Source organism: Burkholderia sp. BCC1047, assembly GCF_902833155.1.
Classification (GTDB): Bacteria; Pseudomonadota; Gammaproteobacteria; order Burkholderiales; family Burkholderiaceae; genus Burkholderia; species Burkholderia sola.
Genome location: NZ_CADFEH010000039.1, coordinates 1 through 14,995, shown reverse-complemented (window position 1 = coordinate 14,995; position 14,995 = coordinate 1). Strand labels below are relative to the sequence as shown.

Genomic DNA, 14,995 nt, shown 5'->3' with positions numbered 1-14,995 from the left:
CAACAGGCGTGCCCGCGCCAGCCGGGCGATGGGTCGATGGCGGTCGGGGCACCAGCCGGCGCGGTGCGCCGGCCCTGGGCGGGTCGAGCGGACGGCGGCGACGCGGCGTGGAAAAACGGTGCGCGATTTCACCGTTCATTCAACTGATGAAATGCTCGATCAGGTGATCGACGAACAGCCGTGCCTTGCGCGGAAAATGCCGACGGGTCGGGTACGCGACATTCATCTCGAGGGCCTCGAGCCGATAGCCGGGCAGCAGCGCGAGCAGCCGGCCGTCGTCGAGATCCGGCTTGACGAGGAAATCGGGCAGGACCGCGATGCCCATGCCGGACAGCGCCAGTTCCGGATCAACCCGACGTTGTTCGACGATGCGGATTTGTTCGGGCGCACGGTGATGCGCGTCTGTTCGTGTTCGAACGACAGGTATTCGCCCGCGAAATCGGCGTGGAATGCCAGGCCCGCGTGCGACGCGAGATCGTGCGGATGGGCCGGCGCGCCGTGCCGTCCGACATAGTGCGGCGCCGCGCAGACTATCCGGTTGATGCGCGTGAGCGGGCGCTTCACGAGGGTGTTGTTGCTGATGTGCTGCGACAGCAGCAGCCCGATGTCGAAGCCCTCGGACACGAGGTCGACGTGACGGTCCACGATCGTGACTTCCGGCACGATGGCCGGATGGCGCGTCTTGAACGCGTCGATGGCCGGCGCGAGCACGTGCATGCCGAACATGACCGGCGCGGCGATTTTCAGCGATCCGATCGGTTCGTGATGCATCGAGGCGATCGTTTCCTCGACCCGGTCGATCTCGTCGATCACGTGACGTATCTGCGCCAGATAGAGGTGGCCCGCGTCGGTCAGCGACAGGCTGCGGGTGGTGCGATTCAGCAGGCGTGCGCCGAGCCGATCCTCGATGCTCATCACGAGGCGGGTGGCCGACGAATTGGAGATGTTCAGTTCCGTGGCCGCGCGCGCGAAACTGCGAAGTTCGGCGACCTTGACGAATAGTCACATCGGTAGGAGTTCGTCCATTTTTTTATCGATAAATAGCAAGCGATGACTTGATTCTATCTATCGGTTTGCTGGATTTTAACGGACGTTTTTCGCGAATTATTATTATGGAATCGCGTATTTATCTGGTGTGCGAGCGGTATGAGAATGGTGGGTTCCGAGGCATTCAGGTCGTTGAATTGGCGATTTGATTGAGATTGCCATTAAACCTTTTTGACGGATTTGTATTTAGTAATTGTACGAAAATATAGGCTACTTTTTCGTTAAAGAATCGGACGTTATCGATGCGATGTGATGCCGAACCGTATACGTCCCTGTTGCGTTGGCAGCTTCGCGCGTTCGTGCCGGCGCACGGCCTCGGCGGAACGGCGGATCGGGTAGTCGCAGGTAATCGGGTTTGGCGCATCGCGGCACGTGAGCGCGCGTGGCCGCCGGATGGCCGTGCGCGGCGAACACGTGTTGCAGCGGGCGGCCCACGCCGAGCACCCGTGTCGCGGCCGCGGCCAGCGGTGATATGCTCGCGGGACGCCCGCGACCGACGGGCGGTTTCACGATGCCCGTGCGCGGTTGCGTTGCGCGGCGTTTCCGAGGGAAGAACCGACATCATGAGCCGCAAATTCATTCTGAAGGGCGACACGACCGATCACGGCGGCGTCGTGCTCGAAGGGATCGCCAATTCGTCGTTCGACGGGCGCGAACTCTCCTATCTCGGCGCGTCCGTGTTCTGCGCGGCGTGCAAGTCGCCCGGCGTGATCGTGTCGGACGGCGGCGAGCGCACGATGACCGTGATGGGCAAGGTCGTCGCGCTCGAACACGACCTGTGCCAGTGTCTGTGCACGCCGCAGCCGAAACTGATCCCGTCGCAGGCGACCGGGACGATCTCGGGCTGAGCCCCGCCGCGCGCAGGCGCTCGTCGTCCGCGCTGCGTCGAGACACCGATGCCCGCCGTCAGACGCTGCCTGCGGTCTCGATCACGAGGATGCGCGCGGCGCCGAGCGGATGCGCTACGTGCTCGGTGCCGACCGTTGCATGGAAGACGTCGCCCGTCTCGAGCACCGTCGCATGCTCGACGCCTGCGTCGCGGTAGCGCATCTCGACGCGGCCATCGAGCACCGCGAACACCTCCTCGCCGTCGTTCACGTGCCAGCGATACGGCTGGTCGGTCCAGTGCAGCCGGACCGTGATGCCGTTCAGGTTCGCGATGTCGAGCGCGCCCCACGCGCGGTCCGCCGTGAATGTGGCACTCCGGATGATCTTCATCGATGTGTTCTCCGGCACGCGTGTGTGCCGCTTTCGCGTGATTCTTCCGACATCCGCATTCAGCGTGACGCTGCGCGTAGCGCCTGTTCGACGATCTGCTTGCGCTTCGCGAAGCCGGCGGCCGTCCGTTCGGTGACGCGCGTCACGACCGCAGCCGGCGCGGTGTCGGGCGAGCCGGCATCGAACGGCGGCGCGGGCGCATATTCGAGTTGCAACTGGATCGCCTGCGCTTCTTCGTCGCCGACCAGCTCCGCGGCGATCGTCAGCGCGAAGTCGATGCCGGCCGTCACGCCGCCGCCCGTGACCAGGTTGCCGTCGCGCACGACGCGCTCGCGCACCGGTATCGCGCCCAACGGTTCGAGCAGCGAGTGGAACCGCCAGTGCGTCGTCGCGCGCCGTCCGCGCAGCAGGCCGGCCACGCCGAGCAGCAGCGCGCCCGTGCAGACCGACGTCACGTAGCGCGCGGCGGCCGCGCGCTGCTGCACGAACGAAATCGTTTCGGCATCGAGCAGCAGCTCGTTGATGCCGATCCCGCCCGGGATGCAGATCACGTCGAGCGGCGGGCAGTCGTCGAACGTGCAGGTGGGCGCGAGCGCGAGACCGCTGCTCGACGCGACCGCGTCGCGCGATTTCCACACTAGATGAACGGCCGCGTCGGGCAGCGACGCGAGCACGTCGTGCGGGCCGGTGAGGTCGAGTTGCTGGACGCCCGGAAAGACGAGAAGGCCGATATGCAGGGTCATGCGAGGACTCCGTCGGGAAGGGAACGCGTGCCGTTCGGCACGGGATGGACAGATCGATTCTAGGCGCGTAGTGTTTGGCGAAATTGCCATATCACCCACGTTTTCAGCCAATCGCCATGCCCGCCGCCGCTCCGCGTTCGATCCTCGTCCTCGCGTTTCCCCGTGCGCAACTGCTCGATGTGACGGGGCCGCTGCAGGTGTTCGCGTCCGTCAACGAGCTCGCGCTGGAGCGCGGGCAGCCGGCGCCGTATGCGCCGCGCGTCGTGGCCGTCGAAGCCGGGCCCGTCGAGACGTCGTCGGGCCTCGTCGTGATGGCCGAGTCGCTGCGCGCGGCCGCGCGCCGTCCCGACACGCTGATCGTCGCCGGCGGCAAGGGCGTGCATGCGGCGTCGAAGGATGCGCGGGTGGTGAGTTGGGTGCGGCAGCAGGCCGGGCGCGCGCGGCGCGTGGCGTCGGTCTGCACCGGCGCGTTCCTGCTCGCCGAGGCCGGCCTGCTCGACGGGCGGCGCGCGGTCACGCACTGGGCGCGCTGCGACGAATTCGCGGCGCGCTACCCGAACGTGCGTGTCGAACCGGACCCGATCTTCATCCGCGAAGGCGCGCTGTGGACGTCGGCCGGCGTGACGGCCGGCATCGATCTCGCGCTCGCGCTGGTCGAAGAGGATCTCGGTCGGGCGACCGCGCTCGACGTCGCGCGCGAACTCGTCGTGTTCCTGAAGCGTCCGGGCGGACAGGCGCAGTTCAGCACGATGCTGTCGATGCAGCGCACCGCCGACCGGTTCGGCGAGCTGCACGCATGGATGGCCGAGCACTTGACGGCCGACCTGTCGGTGCCCGCGCTCGCCGAGCGCGTGAGCATGAGCGAGCGCAGCTTCGTGCGCCACTATCGTGCGGAAACCGGCCGCACGCCCGCGCGCGCGGTCGAGCAGATCCGGGTCGAGGCCGCGCAACGCCTGCTCGGCGAAACGGCGTGGCCCGTCAAGCGGATCGCCGGGCGTTGCGGCTTCGGGTCCGAGGAGACGCTGCGACGCAGTTTCGTGCGCGTGCTCGGCGTGTCGCCGCAGGGATATCGCGAGCGGTTCGTGCGGTGACGGACGGTGGACGAGCGGGGCCGGAGCAGGCGCTGCGCGGAACTGAACGGAAATCGGTCGGTTTCGAGCCCGAAGCACTGAAACTATTCAGGATTGGACAACAATAGGCGGGGGCTTGTGCCGCGCCCACCACGGGCTCTATTCTGTTCCGTTGGCGATTCGAAGGGGAAGCGGCATGGACCGAATCCAGGCAATGGAAGTTTTTACCCGCGTGGTCGACGCGAACAGCTTCACGCGGGCGGCCGACACGCTCGCGATGCCGCGCGCGTCGGTGACGACCATCATCCAGAATCTCGAGGCGCTGCTCGGCGTGCGCCTGATGCACCGGACGACGCGCCGGCTGTCGCTGACGCCGGAGGGCGCCGCGTACTACGAGCATTGCATGAAGATCATCGCGGAGATCGCCGAGGCCGACGCGAGTTTTCAGGCCGGCAACCGCAAGCCGAGCGGCATGCTGCGCGTCCACATGCCGAGTTCGCTCGGGCGGCGCATCGTGCTGCCGTCGCTGTCGATTTTCCGGCAGCGCTATCCGGACATCACGCTCGAGCTGGGGCTGTCCGACCGCTATGTCGATCCGGTCGAGGAGGGCATCGACTGCATGATCCGGGTCGGGCCGCTCGAGGATTCGTCGATGGTCGCGCGGCGCATCGGGATGCTCAAGCGCGTGACGTGCGCGTCGCCCGATTACCTCGCGCGTCACGGCGAGCCGAACGAGATTGCCGATCTCGTCGAGCATCATGCTGTGAATTTCCGCTCGAGCCACGGCGCGCGGCCGATTCCGTGGGTGTTCATGATCGACGGCAAGCCGTTCGAGGTGCGGATGAACGGCAGCGTCACGGTCAACGATTCGGATGCGTACGTGACGTGCGGGCTCGAAGGCTTCGGGATGATCCAGCCGACGCTGTTCATGGTGCTGCCGCACCTGCTCGACGGTTCGCTGGTCGAAGTGCTGCCGGACAGCAATCCGAAGCCGAAACCGATTTCCATCGTGTATCCGCACAACCGGCATTTGTCGCAGAAGGTGCGCGTGTTTGCGGACTGGATCGCGGAGGTGTTCGAGTCGACGCCGGCGCTGGAAGGTGGGGAGAACTGGCGGGGGAAGGTGGGGGCCGAGGCGGCGGATGCGAAGCGCGGAGCGGTGGTGGCGTAGTCGCGGCGCAGCACGCGGCCTGAGGGACGGGCAACGTGCGGCACCGTGTGCGCTGAAGCAATGAAAAAAGCCGCTGCTTCTTTCGAAACAGCGGCTTTTCGCATTTGGTGGCGAATCAGGGATTCGAACCCCGGACCTGCGGATTATGATTCCGTCGCTCTAACCGACTGAGCTAATTCGCCGAAGACCCAAATTATGTCGATCGGCCGGCCGGCTGTCAATACCTTTTTCCATCTTCCCCGAAAAAAGTTGCCGCCGCCCCGTGCCGGCTTCCATCACGGGCGGGAGCCGGCCACCGGAAGGCGCATCTCCGCCGGCCGTCCCCGCTCCACGCACCACATCAATCCTGCGCGTAGATGTCCGAGTCCTTCGTCTCCTTGACGAACAGCAGGCCGATCACGAACGTCGCCAGCGCGATCACGATCGGATACCAGAGCCCCGAATAGATGTTGCCCTTCGCCGCGACGATCGCGAACGCGGTCGCCGGCAGGAAGCCGCCGAACCAGCCGTTGCCGATGTGATAGGGCAGCGACATCGACGTGTAGCGGATCCGCGTCGGGAACATCTCGACCAGCATCGCCGCGATCGGCCCGTAGACCATCGTCACGAAGATCACGAGGATCGTCAGGATCACGATCGTCATCGGCCAGTTGAGTTGCGCCGGGTCCGCCTTGGCCGGGTAGCCGGCCCCCTTCAGCGTCGACGCGAGCGTCTTGTCGAATGCCGCGCCCTGCGCCTTCGCGTCGGCCGCCTTGCCGTCGTAGGTCTGGATTACGGTGTCGCCGACCTTGATCTGGGCCGGCGTACCGGCCGGCGCCGCGACGTTCTCGTAGTTCAGGCCGGCCTTGGCAAGTGCGCTCTTCGCGATGTCGCACGAACTCGTGAACTTCGACGTGCCGACCGGGTTGAACTGGAACGAGCAGGCGGCCGGATCGGCGATGACCGTGATCGGCGCCTTCTGCGTCGCAAGTTCGAGCTGCGGGTTCGCGTAGTGCGTGAGCGCCTTGAACAGCGGGAAGTAGGTCAGCGCCGCGATCAGGCAGCCCGCGAGGATGATCGGCTTGCGGCCGATCTTGTCCGACAGCGAACCGAAGAACAGGAAGAACGGCGTGCCGATCAGGAGCGCGATCGCGATCAGGATGTTCGCGCTCGCGCCGTCGACCTTCAGCGTCTGCGTGAGGAAGAACAGCGCGTAGAACTGGCCCGTGTACCACACGACGGCCTGGCCGGCCGTCAGGCCGATCAGCGCGAGGATCACGATCTTCAGGTTCTTCCACTGGCCGAACGCTTCGGTCAGCGGCGCCTTCGACGTCTTGCCTTCCGCCTTGATGCGCAGGAACACCGGCGATTCGTTCAGTTGCAGCCGGATCCACACCGACACCGCGAGCAGCAGGATCGACGCGACGAACGGCACGCGCCAGCCCCAGCTGCCGAACGCTTCCTCGCCGATGAACGTGCGCACGCCGAGGATCACGAGCAGCGACAGGAACAGGCCGAGCGTGGCCGTCGTCTGGATCCACGCGGTGTAGAAGCCGCGCCGGTTGGCCGGCGCATGCTCGGCGACGTAGGTCGCCGCGCCGCCGTACTCGCCGCCGAGCGCGAGGCCCTGCAACAGCCGCATCGCAATGAAGATCACGGGGGCGGCGATGCCGATCGACGCGTAGCCGGGCAGGAAGCCGACCACGAACGTCGAGACGCCCATGATCACGATCGTCACGAGGAACGTGTGCTTGCGGCCGACGAGGTCGCCGAGCCGGCCGAACACGATCGCGCCGAACGGCCGCACCGCGAAGCCGGCCGCGAAGCCGAGCAGCGTGAAGATGAAGGCGGCGGTCGGATTGACGCCGGAGAAGAAGCTCTTGCTGATGTAGGCCGCGAGCGAGCCGGCCAGGTAAAAGTCGTACCACTCGAACACGGTGCCGAGCGACGACGCGAAGATCACCTTCTTCTCTTCGCCCGTCATCGGCGAGTGCGAAATTTGCCCGCCTAACGTTGCCATGAATCGTCTCCAAGTCCCTTGATATAGATATGCGGCCGCCGTGGGAGGGGCGGGCCTGTCGACGATTATTGGCACGGAAACTTACGGCCCACTGACTCGCGCGTACAAAACCACTGCGCGTTAACCCGCGTCGAATCGGCCGCTTCGCGCGCCGATCGCGGCGCGAACGGTTGGTAAATCGCCGGTTTCGACGTTTTTGCGCCGCGCCGCGGCGGCGCACGTCAGGGTTAATCCGGGGCGGGGGCGGCCAGCGGCAGGCTGATGCGCACGAGCGTGCCGGCGAGCCGCGGTGCGTGCTGGTACACGTGATCGTCGAGCGTCAGCGTGCCGCCGTGCTGCGTGGCGATCTCGCGCACGATCGCGAGCCCGAGACCGCTGCCGTCGCCTTCGCGGCCGAGGATCCGGTAGAAGCGCTCGACCACGCGATCGCGCTCGCCGGCCGGGATGCCGGGGCCCGTATCCTCGACTTCGAGATGCACACGCCGCGCCGCGCGCTCGGCCCGCACGCGCACCGTGATGCGGCCGCCTTCGGGCGTATAGCGGATCGCGTTGTCGACCAGGTTGCCGAGCATCTCGCGCAGCATCACCGGGTTGCCGTCGACGTCGAGCGGCGCGTCGTCGTCCGGGCCTTCGTAACCGAGGTCCATCCGTTTCGCGAGCGCGGCCTGCACCCAGTCGCGCACCGTGCGTCGTGCGAGCGCGCCGATCTCGACCGGCTCGAAGGTCAGCCCGCTCGCGCGGTTTTCGGCACGCGCGAGCGCCAGCAGTTGCGTGACGAGCCGCGCGGCCTGCTCGGAGCTCGTCGCGATCTGCTCGAGCGAACGCTGCACGTCGGGCGGCACCGGGTGGCGCAGCGCGAATTCGGCCTGCGTGCGCAGGCCCGCGAGCGGCGTCTTCATCTGGTGCGCGGCGTCGGCGATGAAGCGTTTCTGCAGCGCCATGTTCTGTTCGAGCCGCGCGAGCAGGTCGTTGAACGACGTGACGAGCGGTTCGATCTCGGGCGGCGCGCGCTGCGCCTCGACGGGCGACAGGTCGTCGGGTCGCCGCGCGCGGATGTGCGCCTGCAGCGCGTTGAGCGGCGCGAGCCCGCGCGACAGCCCGAACCAGACGAGCAGGATCGCGAGCGGCAGGATCACGAATTGCGGCAGGATCACGCCCTTGATGATGTCGTTCGCGAGCGCGTTGCGCTTGTCGAGCGTCTCGCCGACCTGCACGAGCACGGGCTGCGCGCCGCTCGCCTGCGGCAGCGCGACGGTCGTATACGCGACGCGCACGTCGTTGCCGCGCAGCAGGTCGTCGCGGAACACGACGACGCCCGGCGGCGGGCGGTCCTCGTCGCGCGGCAGCGGCATGTCGGCCTCGCCCGCGACCAGCTCGCCGCGCGTGCCGAGCACCTGGAAGTAGACGCTGTCGATGTTGTCCGCGCGCAGGAAGTCGCGCGTCTGCTCCGGCAGCGTCAGCTCGGCGACGCCGTTGACCGGATGGATCTGCCGGGCGAGCACGTATGCGTTGGTCTCGAGCGCGCGGTCGAACGGGCCGTTCGCGATCGTCTTCGCGACGAGATAGGTGACGGCGATGCTCATCGGCCACAGCAGCAGCAGCGGCGCGAGCATCCAGTCGAGGATTTCGCCGAACAGCGAGCGCGGGCGCGGCGTGTCGGGCGATTCGGTTTCGTCGGGTGGCGCGAACGGGTTCTCGTAGCGGGCGTCGCGCGCGTCGTCGGCAGCCGACGACGGCGCGCCGGTCGGGTGGCGGGAAGGGGAATGGGCCGGCGTGGCCATCGCGGCGCCGCCCGGCGTCAGCGCAGCGGCGTGCCGGCGGCCGCGGGCTGGGGCGCCGCCGTGTCGGCCGGCGTCGCGGGCGCGACCTTCTCGAGGCAATAGCCGAGGCCGCGCACGGTCGAGATCCGCACGCCGCTTGGTTCGATCTTCTTGCGCAGCCGGTGCACGTAGACTTCGATCGCGTTGTTGCTGACTTCCTCGCCCCATTCGCAGAGGTGATCGACGAGCTGTTCCTTCGACACGAGGCGGCCGATCCGCTGCAGCAGCACCTCGAGCAGGCCGAGTTCGCGCGCGGAGAGATCGAGCACGTGATCGTTCGCATACGCGATGCGGCCGACCTGGTCGAACGCGAGCGAGCCGTGGCGCACGACCGTCGGGCCGCCGCCGGCGCCGCGCCGGGTCAGCGCGCGCACGCGCGCCTCGAGCTCGTTGAGCGCGAACGGCTTGGCCATGTAGTCGTCGGCGCCGAGGTCGAGCCCCTTCACGCGTTCGTCGACGCTGTCGGCGGCGGTCAGGATCAGCACGGGGAGATTGGAATTGCGCGCGCGCAGGCGCTTGAGCACGTCGAGCCCGGACATTTTCGGCAGCCCGAGATCGAGGATCAGCAGGTCGAAAGTCTGCATCGACAGCGCGGTGTCGGCGTCGATGCCGCTCTTCACGTGATCGACGGCATAGCCCGATTGGCGGAGTGACCGGGTGAGTCCGTCCGCGAGTATGCTGTCGTCTTCGGCGATGAGAATTCGCATGTTGCTGACCGATGCCGGCAGGGCGTTCGCGCCGGCGCGGCTGTCTCCGAAGTTATTCGTGTACAACGCAACCCGCATTGCGGGCTTGCATAAACCACTGTTTTTTTATACAGTGTCTGCATTCGTGGGCAGCGCTTGATGCGGGCGCGCCTCCAACAGACGCTGCTCATCATAGCAAAGGACGATTCATGGAAGATAGCAAGAAGGGCTCCGGGATGACCGCCGAGAAGAGCAAGGCGCTGGCGGCCGCGCTCGCGCAAATCGAGAAGCAGTTCGGCAAGGGCTCGATCATGCGCATGGGCGACGGCGAGGCGGCCGAGAATATCCAGGTCGTCTCCACGGGGTCGCTGGGTCTCGACATCGCGCTGGGCGTCGGCGGTCTGCCGCGCGGCCGGGTGGTCGAGATCTACGGTCCGGAATCGTCCGGTAAAACCACGCTCACGCTGCAGGTCATCGCCGAACTGCAGAAGATCGGCGGCACGGCAGCCTTCATCGACGCCGAGCACGCGCTCGACGTCCAGTACGCGTCGAAGCTCGGCGTGAACGTGCCGGAGCTGCTGATCTCGCAGCCGGACACCGGCGAGCAGGCGCTCGAAATCACCGATGCGCTGGTGCGCTCGGGCTCGATCGACATGATCGTCATCGACTCGGTCGCGGCGCTCGTGCCGAAGGCCGAAATCGAAGGCGAGATGGGCGATTCGCTGCCGGGCCTGCAGGCCCGCCTGATGTCGCAGGCGCTGCGCAAGCTGACCGGCACGATCAAGCGCACGAACTGCCTCGTGATCTTCATCAACCAGATCCGGATGAAGATCGGCGTGATGTTCGGCAACCCGGAAACCACGACGGGCGGCAACGCACTGAAGTTCTACTCGTCGGTGCGTCTCGACATCCGCCGGATCGGCTCGATCAAGAAGAACGACGAGGTGATCGGCAACGAAACCCGCGTGAAGGTCGTCAAGAACAAGGTATCGCCGCCGTTCCGCGAAGCGATCTTCGACATCCTGTACGGCGAAGGCATTTCCCGCCAGGGCGAGATCATCGATCTCGGCGTGCAGGCGAAGATCGTCGACAAGGCCGGCGCTTGGTACAGCTACAACGGCGAGAAGATCGGCCAGGGCAAGGACAACGCGCGTGAATTCCTGCGCGAAAATCCGGAAATCGCGCGCGAGATCGAAAACCGCATCCGCGAATCGCTCGGTGTCGTCAGCATGCCCGATGGCGTAGCCAACGAAGCCGAGGCGCTGGACGAAGAAGAGTGATGGTTGCGCGCCGAGGTCAGGCTGGCGAGCCGGAGGAGCACGACACGCCCGAAACGGCGGGGCGCTCAGGCCGGCGAGCCGCACCCTCGGGCGCCAGCCGGCGGGACGCAGACGGCAACGCTGCGAACCGCACCGCGACGAGGGCATCCGACGATGCCCTCGTTTCGTTTGAGATTGCCGCACCGGACGATCCGTTCGACGACGACGAATCGTTCGACGCACACGATCGCCCCCGCCGCCGGGTGTCCGGTGTCCGCTTCCCGGGCGATCGAGCCCCGGGCGATCGCGCAGCCGATGCGTCCGCGACGGAAGATGTCTATACGCGCAGCAGCCAGCATCCGCGCCGCACACGCCGCGCATCCGGCGCATCTTCCGGTGGCGCTGCTTCAAGCGACGCCCCGGGCGCTGGCGAACGCGAGTCGTCGAAGCCGCCGCGGTCGTTGAAGGGGCGCGCGCTCGGCTATCTGTCGAGGCGCGAATACAGCCGCGCGGAACTCGCGCGCAAGCTCACCCCTTACGTCGGCGAGGACGAATCCGTCGACCCGGTGCTCGATGCGCTCGAAAAGGAAGGCTGGCTGTCCGACGCGCGCTTCGCCGAGAGCCTCGTGCATCGTCGCGCGTCGCGCGTCGGCGTCGCGCGCATCGTCAGCGAACTGAAGCGCCATGCGGTCGGCGACAGTCTCGTCGAAGAGGTGAATGCCCAATTGCGCGAGACCGAGTGGACGCGCGCGCAGGCCGTTTGGCGCAAGAAATTCGGTGCACTGCCGCAAACGCCTGCCGAGCGCGCGAAGCAGGCGCGCTTCCTGGCCGCGCGCGGCTTCTCGAGCGCGACCATCGTGAAGTTGCTGAAGGTCGGCGACGATTTCCCGATCGACGACTGAGCCGCCCGGTCGCGCGCGTGGCGCGCGATTTTGCTGCATCGCAACCGCTTCCGGACAGGCGGGAATACCCGCCGTCGGGGCCGAATGCCTCAAATACCCAATATGCTAAAATCCACGGGTTTTCCTCTTCGGCCTCAACCTCCAGCATGCCGCTATCCGAGCCCGTGCCCCGTCAGTTGCGACATCGACGCGCAATCCGAGCGGAAGCCTACGAGCGCGGCGACGGCTTGTGGGACATCGAAGCCTGCCTGACCGACCACAAGCCGCGCGATGTCGCGCTTGCGTCGGGCATCCGGCCTCAGGGCCTGCCGATCCACGAACTCTGGCTGCGCGTGACCATCGATCGTGACCTCAATGTCGTCGACGCCGAAGCGTCTTCGGAATGGGTGCCCTATCCCGGTCACTGTCAATCCGCTTCCCCCGCCTATCGGGCCCTCATCGGGCTCAACCTCTTCCGCAATTTCCGCCGCAACGCGAACCGGCTGCTCGCCGGCGTCGCAGGCTGTTCCCATCTCACCGAACTGTGCGCCGTGCTGCCGACGGCCGCGATCCAGGCGTTCGCCGGTGATGTATGGAACGTGCGCGAGGAGGGTGGCGAAGGGCCGGACCATGACGGCGTGCACGCCGAACCGCCTTTCCAGCTCGGCCGCTGCCGCGCGCTGCGATTCGATGGCGAGGTCGTGCGGCAGTACTACCCGCGCTGGTATGGCCCGATTCGGCCGGATCTGCCCGGTGAAGGCAGCACGAAGGAATGAACGGAAATCATTCGAAGAAGCGTCTTAAGCGACATTTCATCCAACTCTCAGACTGAAGGGAATCACGCATGAAGATTCACGAGTACCAGGGTAAGGAAATCCTGCGGAAATTCGGCGTCGCGGTACCGCGCGGCAAGCCGGCGTTCTCGGTGGACGAGGCCGTCAAGGTCGCGGAAGAGCTCGGCGGCCCGGTTTGGGTCGTGAAGGCTCAGATTCACGCGGGTGGCCGTGGCAAGGGCGGCGGCGTGAAGGTGGCGAAGTCGATCGAACAGGTGCGCGAATACGCGAACCAGATCCTCGGCATGCAGCTCGTCACGCACCAGACGGGCCCGGAAGGCCAGAAGGTCAACCGCCTGATGATCGAGGAAGGCGCCGACATCAAGCAGGAACTGTATGTCAGCCTCGTCGTCGACCGCATCTCGCAGAAGATCGTGCTGATGGGTTCGAGCGAAGGCGGCATGGACATCGAAGAAGTCGCCGAAAAGCACCCGGAACTGATCCACAAGGTCATCGTCGAGCCGTCGACGGGGCTGCTGGACGCGCAGGCCGACGACCTCGCCGCGAAGATCGGCGTGCCGGCCGCATCGATTCCGCAAGCGCGCGCGATCCTGCAAGGCCTGTACAAGGCATTCTGGGAAACCGACGCTTCGCTGGCTGAAATCAACCCGCTGAACGTCTCCGGCGACGGCAAGGTCACCGCACTCGACGCGAAGTTCAACTTCGACTCGAACGCGCTGTTCCGTCACCCGGAAATCGTTGCGTACCGCGATCTGGACGAAGAAGATCCGGCTGAAATCGAAGCGTCGAAGTTCGATCTCGCGTACATCTCGCTCGACGGCAACATCGGCTGCCTCGTGAACGGCGCAGGCCTCGCGATGGCGACGATGGACACCATCAAGCTGTTCGGCGGCGAACCGGCGAACTTCCTGGACGTCGGCGGTGGCGCGACGACGGAGAAGGTCACGGAAGCGTTCAAGCTGATGCTGAAGAACCCGGACCTGAAGGCGATCCTCGTGAACATCTTCGGCGGCATCATGCGCTGCGACGTGATCGCAGAAGGCGTGATCGCCGGTTCGAAGGCCGTGAACCTGAACGTGCCGCTCGTCGTGCGCATGAAGGGCACGAACGAGGACCTCGGCAAGAAGATGCTGGCCGATTCGGGCCTGCCGATCATCTCGGCCGACAGCATGGAAGAGGCTGCGCAGAAGGTCGTCGCGGCTGCCGCAGGCAAGTAACGCTATCGAATACGCATGGCGGCGCGGCTTGCACGCGACGCCCATCGAACAGAGGTCAAAATACATGTCGATTCTGATCAACAAGGACACGAAGGTCATCACGCAGGGCATTACCGGCAAAACCGGTCAGTTCCATACGCGCGCCTGCCGTGAATACGCAAACGGCCGCGAAGCATTCGTCGCGGGCGTGAACCCGAAGAAGGCCGGCGAAGATTTCGAAGGCATTCCGATCTACGCGAGCGTCAAGGAAGCGAAGGCGGAAACCGGCGCGACCGTGTCGGTCATCTACGTGCCGCCGGCAGGCGCAGCCGCTGCGATCTGGGAAGCGGTCGAAGCCGATCTGGATCTCGCGATCTGCATCACGGAAGGCATTCCCGTGCGCGACATGATCGAAGTGAAGGACCGCATGCGTCGCGAAGGCCGCAAGACGCTGCTGCTCGGGCCGAACTGCCCGGGCACGATCACGCCGGACGAACTGAAGATCGGCATCATGCCGGGTCACATCCACCGCAAGGGCCGCATCGGCGTCGTGTCGCGTTCGGGCACGCTGACGTATGAAGCGGTTGCGCAGCTGACGGCACTGGGCCTCGGCCAGTCGTCGGCAGTCGGTATCGGCGGCGACCCGATCAACGGTCTGAAGCACATCGATGTGATGAAGATGTTCAACGACGATCCGGACACGGATGCGGTCGTGATGATCGGCGAAATCGGCGGTCCGGACGAAGCCAACGCCGCCGAGTGGATCAAGGACAACATGAAGAAGCCGGTCGTCGGCTTCATCGCGGGCGTCACGGCGCCTCCGGGCAAGCGCATGGGCCACGCCGGCGCGCTGATCTCGGGCGGTGCGGATACGGCCGAAGCGAAGCTGGAAATCATGGAAGCGTGCGGCATCACCGTCACGCGCAACCCGTCGGAAATGGGCCGTCTGCTGAAGAAGGCGCTGTAAGTATTTCCATCGGGCTCGTCCTGCAGAAAACGCCGGCTTCGCCGGCGTTAATAGGATGGTCAGCCCGATCCTCACTCAGTGGACTACGCTGAGTGAGGATTTTGTCCTTCTGGAGGACCATCATGGACACGGTATCGCTGATCG

14 protein-coding genes, 1 tRNA gene and 1 pseudogene are annotated in these 14,995 nt (G+C 66.0%); 9 read left to right on the top strand and 7 right to left on the bottom strand.

Translation table 11 applies throughout. The features are described from left to right. Positions 1-139: 139 nt before the first annotated feature. Positions 140-945: pseudogene (locus tag HWX55_RS30115) on the bottom strand (LysR substrate-binding domain-containing protein). 665 nt (positions 946-1,610) lie between these two features. Between HWX55_RS30115 and HWX55_RS30110 the strand changes: the two are divergent. Beyond that, positions 1,611-1,895, top strand: a complete 285-nt coding sequence (locus tag HWX55_RS30110) for a PAAR domain-containing protein (protein ID WP_175978362.1) — start codon at positions 1,611-1,613, stop codon at positions 1,893-1,895. A 58-nt stretch (positions 1,896-1,953) separates the two neighbouring features. On the opposite strand, the gene HWX55_RS30105 is transcribed toward HWX55_RS30110, so the two are convergent. Then, positions 1,954-2,265 carry a cupin domain-containing protein gene (locus tag HWX55_RS30105; RefSeq protein ID WP_175978361.1) on the bottom strand — a complete coding sequence of 104 codons (312 nt, stop codon included), beginning with the start codon at positions 2,263-2,265 and terminating at the stop codon, positions 1,954-1,956. 59 nt (positions 2,266-2,324) lie between these two features. Continuing rightward, positions 2,325-3,008: a DJ-1/PfpI family protein gene (locus HWX55_RS30100; protein WP_175978360.1), complete on the bottom strand. Its 684-nt coding sequence runs from the start codon at positions 3,006-3,008 to the stop codon at positions 2,325-2,327. 116 nt (positions 3,009-3,124) lie between these two features. On the opposite strand from HWX55_RS30100, the gene HWX55_RS30095 reads away from it, so the two are divergent. Both HWX55_RS30095 and HWX55_RS30090 read left to right on the top strand, forming a co-directional pair. Further along, positions 3,125-4,099 carry a GlxA family transcriptional regulator gene (locus HWX55_RS30095; protein ID WP_124504598.1) on the top strand — a complete coding sequence of 325 codons (975 nt, stop codon included), beginning with the start codon at positions 3,125-3,127 and terminating at the stop codon, positions 4,097-4,099. Positions 4,100-4,274: 175 nt separating this feature from the next. Continuing rightward, entirely contained in the window at positions 4,275-5,249 is a 975-nt protein-coding gene (locus HWX55_RS30090; RefSeq protein ID WP_175978359.1) for a LysR family transcriptional regulator, read from the top strand. 105 nt (positions 5,250-5,354) lie between these two features. Here HWX55_RS30090 and HWX55_RS30085 read toward each other — a convergent pair. The 4 genes from HWX55_RS30085 to HWX55_RS30070 all read right to left on the bottom strand — a co-directional run bounded on the left by HWX55_RS30085 (position 5,355) and on the right by HWX55_RS30070 (position 9,775). After that, positions 5,355-5,431: transfer RNA gene (locus tag HWX55_RS30085), tRNA-Met, on the bottom strand. A 158-nt stretch (positions 5,432-5,589) separates the two neighbouring features. Beyond that, positions 5,590-7,248: an MFS transporter gene (locus HWX55_RS30080; RefSeq protein ID WP_175978358.1), complete on the bottom strand. Its 1,659-nt coding sequence runs from the start codon at positions 7,246-7,248 to the stop codon at positions 5,590-5,592. A 227-nt stretch (positions 7,249-7,475) separates the two neighbouring features. Beyond that, positions 7,476-9,029, bottom strand: coding sequence for a sensor histidine kinase (locus tag HWX55_RS30075; protein ID WP_175978357.1), 1,554 nt, complete (start codon positions 9,027-9,029; stop codon positions 7,476-7,478). A 17-nt stretch (positions 9,030-9,046) separates the two neighbouring features. Further along, positions 9,047-9,775 carry a response regulator transcription factor gene (locus tag HWX55_RS30070; protein ID WP_012492427.1) on the bottom strand — a complete coding sequence of 243 codons (729 nt, stop codon included), beginning with the start codon at positions 9,773-9,775 and terminating at the stop codon, positions 9,047-9,049. Here HWX55_RS30070 and HWX55_RS30065 point away from each other — a divergent pair. The 6 genes from HWX55_RS30065 to sucD all read left to right on the top strand — a co-directional run bounded on the left by HWX55_RS30065 (position 9,774) and on the right by sucD (position 14,851). Further along, positions 9,774-9,914: a hypothetical protein gene (locus HWX55_RS30065; protein WP_160300515.1), complete on the top strand. Its 141-nt coding sequence runs from the start codon at positions 9,774-9,776 to the stop codon at positions 9,912-9,914. The genes HWX55_RS30070 and HWX55_RS30065 overlap by 2 nt on opposite strands. A 49-nt stretch (positions 9,915-9,963) precedes the next feature. Beyond that, positions 9,964-11,034, top strand: a complete 1,071-nt coding sequence (gene recA, locus HWX55_RS30060; protein WP_011546125.1) for a recombinase RecA — start codon at positions 9,964-9,966, stop codon at positions 11,032-11,034. Further along, on the top strand, positions 11,034-11,915 hold the full coding sequence (gene recX, locus HWX55_RS30055; protein ID WP_175978356.1) for a recombination regulator RecX: 882 nt from the start codon (positions 11,034-11,036) through the stop codon (positions 11,913-11,915). The genes recA and recX overlap by 1 nt, the downstream gene beginning before the upstream one ends. Positions 11,916-12,061: 146 nt before the next feature. Next, entirely contained in the window at positions 12,062-12,670 is a 609-nt protein-coding gene (locus tag HWX55_RS30050; RefSeq protein WP_050014576.1) for a DUF2889 domain-containing protein, read from the top strand. Positions 12,671-12,738: 68 nt separating this feature from the next. Then, positions 12,739-13,905, top strand: coding sequence for an ADP-forming succinate--CoA ligase subunit beta (gene sucC, locus HWX55_RS30045; RefSeq protein WP_006477915.1), 1,167 nt, complete (start codon positions 12,739-12,741; stop codon positions 13,903-13,905). Positions 13,906-13,969: 64 nt separating this feature from the next. Continuing rightward, the gene (gene sucD / locus HWX55_RS30040) at positions 13,970-14,851 is read left to right on the top strand and encodes a succinate--CoA ligase subunit alpha (RefSeq protein WP_006477916.1); all 882 of its coding nucleotides are present in this window, start codon (positions 13,970-13,972) and stop codon (positions 14,849-14,851) included. The last annotated feature ends 144 nt before the right edge of the window (positions 14,852-14,995 follow it).

What these genes read in the sequence shown, in the direction of transcription:
- HWX55_RS30110 (WP_175978362.1), top strand. Translation starts at nt 1,611, where the DNA reads ATGAGCCGCAAATTCATTCTGAAGGGCGACACGACCGATCACGGCGGC.
- HWX55_RS30105 (WP_175978361.1), bottom strand. Translation starts at nt 2,265, where the DNA reads ATGAAGATCATCCGGAGTGCCACATTCACGGCGGACCGCGCGTGGGGC.
- HWX55_RS30100 (WP_175978360.1), bottom strand. Translation starts at nt 3,008, where the DNA reads ATGACCCTGCATATCGGCCTTCTCGTCTTTCCGGGCGTCCAGCAACTC.
- HWX55_RS30095 (WP_124504598.1), top strand. Translation starts at nt 3,125, where the DNA reads ATGCCCGCCGCCGCTCCGCGTTCGATCCTCGTCCTCGCGTTTCCCCGT.
- HWX55_RS30090 (WP_175978359.1), top strand. Translation starts at nt 4,275, where the DNA reads ATGGACCGAATCCAGGCAATGGAAGTTTTTACCCGCGTGGTCGACGCG.
- HWX55_RS30080 (WP_175978358.1), bottom strand. Translation starts at nt 7,248, where the DNA reads ATGGCAACGTTAGGCGGGCAAATTTCGCACTCGCCGATGACGGGCGAA.
- HWX55_RS30075 (WP_175978357.1), bottom strand. Translation starts at nt 9,029, where the DNA reads ATGGCCACGCCGGCCCATTCCCCTTCCCGCCACCCGACCGGCGCGCCG.
- HWX55_RS30065 (WP_160300515.1), top strand. Translation starts at nt 9,774, where the DNA reads ATGTTGCTGACCGATGCCGGCAGGGCGTTCGCGCCGGCGCGGCTGTCT.
- HWX55_RS30070 (WP_012492427.1), bottom strand. Translation starts at nt 9,775, where the DNA reads ATGCGAATTCTCATCGCCGAAGACGACAGCATACTCGCGGACGGACTC.
- recA (WP_011546125.1), top strand. Translation starts at nt 9,964, where the DNA reads ATGGAAGATAGCAAGAAGGGCTCCGGGATGACCGCCGAGAAGAGCAAG.
- recX (WP_175978356.1), top strand. Translation starts at nt 11,034, where the DNA reads ATGGTTGCGCGCCGAGGTCAGGCTGGCGAGCCGGAGGAGCACGACACG.
- HWX55_RS30050 (WP_050014576.1), top strand. Translation starts at nt 12,062, where the DNA reads ATGCCGCTATCCGAGCCCGTGCCCCGTCAGTTGCGACATCGACGCGCA.
- sucC (WP_006477915.1), top strand. Translation starts at nt 12,739, where the DNA reads ATGAAGATTCACGAGTACCAGGGTAAGGAAATCCTGCGGAAATTCGGC.
- sucD (WP_006477916.1), top strand. Translation starts at nt 13,970, where the DNA reads ATGTCGATTCTGATCAACAAGGACACGAAGGTCATCACGCAGGGCATT.